5 protein-coding genes are annotated in these 6716 nt (G+C 37.0%); all 5 read right to left on the bottom strand.

Features of this window, described 5'->3' with window-relative positions; genetic code table 11:
* Positions 1 to 433, bottom strand: a 433-nt coding sequence (locus AB1397_01090; GenBank protein MEW6481598.1) for a hypothetical protein, incomplete at its 3' end; no start/stop codon positions are given.
* Positions 415 to 1332 carry a tetratricopeptide repeat protein gene (locus tag AB1397_01085; protein MEW6481597.1) on the bottom strand — a complete coding sequence of 306 codons (918 nt, stop codon included), beginning with the start codon at positions 1330 to 1332 and terminating at the stop codon, positions 415 to 417. The genes AB1397_01085 and AB1397_01090, both read right to left, overlap by 19 nt.
* A gap of 68 nt (positions 1333 to 1400) precedes the next feature.
* Positions 1401 to 3821, bottom strand: coding sequence for an ATP-dependent Clp protease ATP-binding subunit (locus AB1397_01080; GenBank protein MEW6481596.1), 2421 nt, complete (start codon positions 3819 to 3821; stop codon positions 1401 to 1403).
* 136 nt (positions 3822 to 3957) lie between these two features.
* A complete protein-coding gene (locus AB1397_01075) occupies positions 3958 to 5790 on the bottom strand; it encodes a cache domain-containing protein (GenBank protein MEW6481595.1) in 1833 nt (610 codons plus the stop codon).
* Positions 5791 to 5807: 17 nt separating this feature from the next.
* Positions 5808 to 6716 (bottom strand): serine/threonine-protein kinase (locus AB1397_01070; protein MEW6481594.1); only part of this gene is annotated, 909 nt, incomplete at its 5' end.

Genomic DNA, 6716 nt, shown 5'->3' with positions numbered 1-6716 from the left:
TTTTTTTCCCTTCAAAACCCGAAAGATATGCCAGACTTTGTGTCCCTTTTATAGGAAATATAACCCCCTCTCCATCAACGCCGAGACTATCTTTAATCCATACAAAAGCCTTTCTTGGCTCTATGAGAATAACAATCCTATGAGGGGGATACCTTTTTATCTCTACCCTTTTTACCCTTACATCAGAAAGGATATATCTACGAAGGCCATCTTTTTTTAGTTTAAAAAGATTGGGGGCAATGCCTGGATAGTTTTGCCTTAAAAATCCCTTCCATAATCTCATAATTTCATTTTCTGATATATCACCCGATACCTTTACCTCTACATTTTTTATGGTAAAAAGGGAAGAAAAAAGAGCCATTCTAATTCCATAAATCCCCAAACAAAGGACAAAAATCAATAGAATAAATCTTGCTAATCCCTTATAAGCCATCTTTCTAGAATATAATTTTTCTGTGTAATTAAAGAAAGAAAAGAAGAAACCAGGGGTTTGGTAAGGACAAAGATTAAGGAATAATCATAGATATATGGATTTTCTTCCCTGTATCTCTTCTTTTCCTCTATATTAAAATCCTTTTTGAAAAGCAAAGAACCATTACTATCAAATAAAGAAAGGGAGGATGAAAGGCTTGCCTTTCTATCTGTATAGTATGACCTTAAGAATTCATATCTATTTTCCTCCTTGATAAATTTTGTAGAAACATCAAAGTCAGCTAGGTCAGAAACATTATACTCAGAAACATCAATCAAAAGGAGATTATCTACAAGAAGCTTTAGGCTTATATTTTTAATCTCATCAGTAGTTTTTGGATAGGCTTCGTGGTGAACAATATAAAAATTTGTCTCCTTTATTATTTGCTCTTTTATGGCTGATAGAATGAGGGGAATAAGGTTTTTATCCTTACAAGAAATACAAAGGCCAATCCTTTCTGTCTTTGAAAGATCAATAGAGGCTAGAAGGTTTTTTTCTATTCTTATCTTTTCAGCCAAAGGGTTATTTTTTAGTCCCTTTGGAATTTTGGAGGAAGAGGCTCCTGCGAGATTTTTATAATATGCCTCTTCTTTGTCAATTTCTATTGCCTTTTTGTAAAATGAAATTGCTTCATCCTTTCTTCCAAAATATTCATAGACTACGCCAAGGTTATTATTTATCTTTGCCGAATTGGGATAGAGGGTTTTTGCCCTTTCTAAATAGAACATCGCGCTATCCCATAGATTATTTTTGATGCAATAGATAGCGTAGTTATTTAGCGAACCATCCTCTGCTATTTGCTGATGGCAAGATATAAAAAACAGGCTAGAGATTACAAGAGCAATTTTTAGGTCTTTCAATCTTTAGATTTAAGTTTTGCCTTATAAGTCAATAGTATAATCTCTTAACCTGTTTTTACAAATATCTTTCACTTAAACACAATCTTTCCTTCTTTCAAGGAAACGCTTATCTTTCCTCCCTTTTTAAACTTTCCCTTAAGGATCTCCTCAGACAAGACATCTTCAATTTCCTTTTGTATTGTCCTCCTTAAAGGCCTTGCACCGTAGGATTCATCATAACCCTTTTCAATGAGAAAGGTTATAACATCATCATTTAATGAAAGGGTTATATTCTGCTCTGAAAGCTGCTTGTTTAACTTATCTATCATAAGGCATACAATCTTTCTGACATCATCCTTGCTTAAAGAATGAAAAACTATGGTTTCATCTATTCTATTTAGAAATTCAGGGTTAAATACCTTCTTTACCTCAGCCATAACCTTGTTCTTCATCGCCTCATAGCTTGTTTCTTCATCAGCTGGCCTAAATCCTAATGCCTTCTTCTCGAAGATTTCCCTTGCTCCAATGTTTGATGTCATAATAATTACGGTATTTCTAAAATCAACCGTATGACCAAGATTATCGGTAAGATGGCCATCCTCAAACATCTGAAGCAGGATATTGAAAACATCGGGATGTGCCTTTTCTATCTCATCAAGTAAGACAACAGAATATGGCTTTCTCCGAACCTTCTCGGTAAGCTCTCCACCCTCTTCATAACCAATATATCCAGGTGGAGCACCAATAAGCCTTGATACAGCAAATTTCTCCATAAACTCAGACATATCTATTTGGATAAGAGCATCCTCATCGTCAAAGAGGAATTCGGCTAGTGTCCTGCTAAGCTCTGTTTTTCCAACCCCGGTTGGTCCTAAAAACAAAAATGAACCCATTGGCCTTTTTGGGTCTTTTAATCCTGTCCTTGCCCTTCTCATTGCCCTTGCCAAAGATGAGATTGCCTCATTTTGACCGACTACCCTTTTATGCAATTCCTCCTCCATTCTTAAAAGTCTCTCGCTCTCCTTTTCTACAAGCTTATAAACGGGAATCCCTGTTTGCTTTGAAAGAAGCTCGGCAATGTTTTCATCAATTATTACATTGGCAGGTGAGGAGGATTTTGATTCCCATTTCTTCTTTATTGCCTCATATTCCTTCCTCAATGCCTTTTCCTTATCCCTTAAGATTGCCGCCTTCTCAAATTCTTGATTTGCTATTGCCTCCCCTTTTTCCTTTTCTATCTGTGCCATCTCCTTCTCCTTATCCTTAAGCTTTGGAGGAAGGGTTGTTGTCTTTAGCCTTGCTTTTGAGCCTGCCTCATCCATTAGGTCTATAGCAGAATCTGGCAAGAATCTATCCGAGACATATCTATGGGCGAGCTTTGCCGCTGCAATTAAAGCAGAATCGTCAAATTTTACCCGATGATGTGCTTCATATTTATCCCTTAAGCCCTTAAGAATCTCTATTGTCTCATCTACAGTTGGCTCATCAACCATTATTGGCTGAAACCTCCTTTCTAATGCGGCATCCCTCTCAACATACTTTTTATAATCATCCAATGTGGTTGCTCCAATACATTGAAGCTCTCCCCTTGCCAAAGCAGGTTTAAGGATTGCCGATGCATCTATAGCTCCCTCTGCTCCACCCGCACCAATTATTGTATGCATCTCATCAATAAATAAAATAACACTCGGCGATGATCTGACCTCATTCATTACCCTTTTAAGACGCTCTTCAAATTCACCCCTATACTTTGTTCCCGCAACAATTGCGGCTAAGTCCAAGCACAAGAGCCTTTTATTTGCCAATATCTCTGGAACCTGACCAGAAACAATCCTCTGGGCAAGACCTTCTACTATGGCTGTTTTTCCAACCCCTGGGTCTCCAATAAGAACAGGGTTGTTTTTTGTCCTCCTTCCCAATACCTGAATAAGCCTCTCTATCTCATTCTCCCTTCCCACAACAGGGTCAAGTTTATCTTCCCTTGCCAAGCCTGTTAAATCCCTTGAGAAATGGTCTAGGACAGGCGTTTGTGTCTTCTGTTTTTTTGCACCAGGAGGGGCTTGACCAGGTGCAGAGCCTCCTAATATATTTGCCACCTCCTTTTTTGCCCTATCCAATGTTACTCCGAGCCTGGCAAGGATTTTTGAGGCAATGCTCTCTTCCTCTTTTATAAGACCAAAGAGGAGATGTTCTGTTCCAATATAATTATGACCCATATTTCTTCCCTCTTCAACCGCAAGCTCCAGAACCTTTTTTGAATGGGGCGTAAATGGGACATTACCTAATATAGCAAGGCTTCCACCTGGTGGTATCTCCTTTTCTATTTCTATTTTTAAGCCTTCAAGGTCAATATCAAAGTTTCTTAAGACCTCTGTTGCAACACCTTCCCCCTCTTTTATAAGACCTAAAAGGATATGCTCTGGGCCTAAATAATCGTGATTTAACCTCTTCGCTTCATCCTGGGCTAAGGCCAGGATTTTTCTTGCCCTCTCTGTGAACCTTTCAAACATATAAATATTTTATTATAAAAATGGGTTTTTTGTCTAGAATTTTTTTGTGTTCGGCTTAAACAATTGCAATAAGTTTTTAAAATTTTTTAAGCATTGGTCATGGGAATTTTATTTGTCATTGGGCATTAGAATTTATTTACTTTGTGCCTAAATATAGGTCAGCTAAACACATACATCCTCTTTCTTCCACCTCTTCAAGCTTTGCTAGCTCTTCAAACATTATATCTGCCCCTAATACTCCTACAATTTCATTGTTTTTATCTCTTACCGGGCTAGATACAGTGATACAAAGCCTATATGTGAACCTTGATGTATAGAAATTGGAAATAAATGTCTTTCCATCCTCCAAGGGCTTTATAAACCAATCCCTATCCGCAAAATTCTCCTCATCCTTAAGCTCTTTATATTTTCCTAAATCCTTAGAATGGGTAATGTTTCTTGTTATTTTATGTCCTTGCAGATCAACCACATATATAAATTGAATGAATGGATTTTCTTCAATGAAATCCCTTAAAATTTTCTCTTGTTTCTCTGGCTCCATAGAGACTATATCTTCACAAGAAGCCAGGTTTTCTATAAGATGCAATGCAAGGTATTCTGCCTTTATCTTTAAGGTATCAAAATCAGACTTAATAAGCATAGGAAGGTGCTTTTTTACCTCATTAAGCATTTCATCATTTGAGATGGATGTCTGTCTTCCCCTTTCGTATTCTTCATTTATCCACTTTATAATATGGGAAATCCCAGGATGCCTCTTGTCAATTTGCTGGGAACCAGAGAGGCCAAAGTAGGTATTTATCCAATGTACTACCCCAGAAAGGCCTGATTTATCTGTTATTCCTACCTCAAGTGGTCTATTCAATATCTCCTTTGTATCAAAGATATTGTATATCTCCTCATTTTTAAGTAAGCCATCAATATGGATTCCCGCCCTGGTTATATTGAATTCAGAGCCAACAAATGGGTAATTTGGAGAAATATGGGTATTTAAATTATGCTTGAAATATTCGGCAATCTCTGTAATTACCTTCGTATCAATCCCTTTGCTATTTTTTGTTATACTTATATAATCAATGATTAAAGCCTCAATGGGTGTATTTCCTGTTCTCTCTCCAAAACCAAAGAGGGTTCCATTGACAGCAGAGCAACCATACAGCCAGGCAGATATAGCATTTATCTCTCCCTTATGAAAATCATTATGTCCATGCCATTCAAGGCTTTTTGAGGGAACGCTAGCCTCTTTTATAAGATAATGGATAATCTTTGGAACGCTTCTAGGAAGGGATGCCTCTGAATAAGGAAGAGCAAACCCCATAGTATCACAAGCCCTTATCTTTATTGGAATTTTTGCCTCTTCAGAAAGTCTCATTAATTCCTGAGCAAATGGGATGACAAAGCCATAAAAATCAGCCCTTGTAATATCCTCAAAGTGACACCTTGGGATTATATTATTGCCCAATGCCTCTTTGACGATAGAGAGGTAATCATCAAGCGCCTTTTTCCTTGTTTTATTAAGCTTTAAAAATATGTGGTAATCAGATACAGATGTTAGTATGCCTGTTTCTTTAAGGTTCATCTCTTTTACAAGGATAAGGTCGTTTTTATTTGCTCTAATCCATCCAGTTACCTCTGGATATTTAAAATTTAAGTTTAAACATTCAATAACCGCCCTTTTATCCCTTTCAGAATAAAGGAAAAATTCGCTCTGCCTGATTACACTTCCCAGCTTATTAAGAAGCTTGTATATCTCAACAATCTGCTCGGTTGTATATGGTGGCCTTGCCTGCTGTCCATCGCGAAATGTTGTGTCTGTAATGTATATTTCCTCTGGAATCTCTATTGGCACAGAAATAAAGTCAAAGAATGTTTTGGGAATCTCTGTATATGGAAAGAAGTCCCTAAACAGCTCTGGTTGCTCTATATCCTCTACTTTATAATACCTTTTCTTTTTCTCCTTTAAAATCTCCATAAATCCTAAATCTTAAATTATCTTTTGTTCCACTCACCTGTGGCAACAAACATCTTCGGTTTTGGCTTTTCCGTTATTTCTTTTTCTAAATATGTATCCTTTTTTATTCCCTCCTTTCTATATAGCCTTAGGACATTAAAGAAATCTTCTGCCTTTTGAAACCTTGATTTTGGGTCTTTTGCTATTGAGGTAATAATAATTTTGTTTAAATTTTCCCCTATTTTTCTATTTAGAAATATGGGCAGTATTGCCTCTTTATCTAATATATTCCTCACAGTTTCACCTGGGCTATTTCCCAAAAATGGGCTGTTTCCTGTAAGAAGCTCATATAGGGTTATACCAACAGAGTATATATCAGATGAAAACCCTTCTTTTTCTCCCACCAGCCTCTCTTTAGGAACATAGGCATAAGAGCCTGTCCTTAAAAGAAGCTTTTCATTGCTTGCGGTAAGCTTTGCTATACCAAAATCACATAGCTTTACTCTATTCTCCCTTGTAAGTAGTATATTTGATGGCTTTATATCCCTATGGAGAACGCCTGCTTTGTGGAGACAAACAAGGCCACAGAGGACATCCTCTATAATTGAAAGGGCTTCTTCAATAGAAAGGGGCTTTTCTATATCCTTTAGGCTTCTTCCCTCTACATATTCCATAATCATTGTATAATAGCCCTTATATCTTGAAATGCCAAGGAATTGAACAATATTTGGACATCCTCCTACATTCTTTAGCTTAAGCAAAACATCAGCATTCACCAAAAGCTCTCTTTTTAACAATTCTTCTTTCTCTTTATCAGAAGGAAGCTTTATTGCCACAAAATTTCCCCATTCCTTTTTAAGGCTTTCATTCAAAACCTCTGCCAGGTAGGTCTTTCCAAATCCTCCCTCTCCTAAAACCCTTTCTAATTTAAAATCTTCCATACAAAA

This window comes from bacterium, assembly GCA_040756715.1.
Taxonomy (GTDB): domain Bacteria; phylum UBA9089; class UBA9088; order UBA9088; family UBA9088; genus JBFLYE01.
This window is presented reverse-complemented; position numbering and strand designations above follow the sequence as displayed.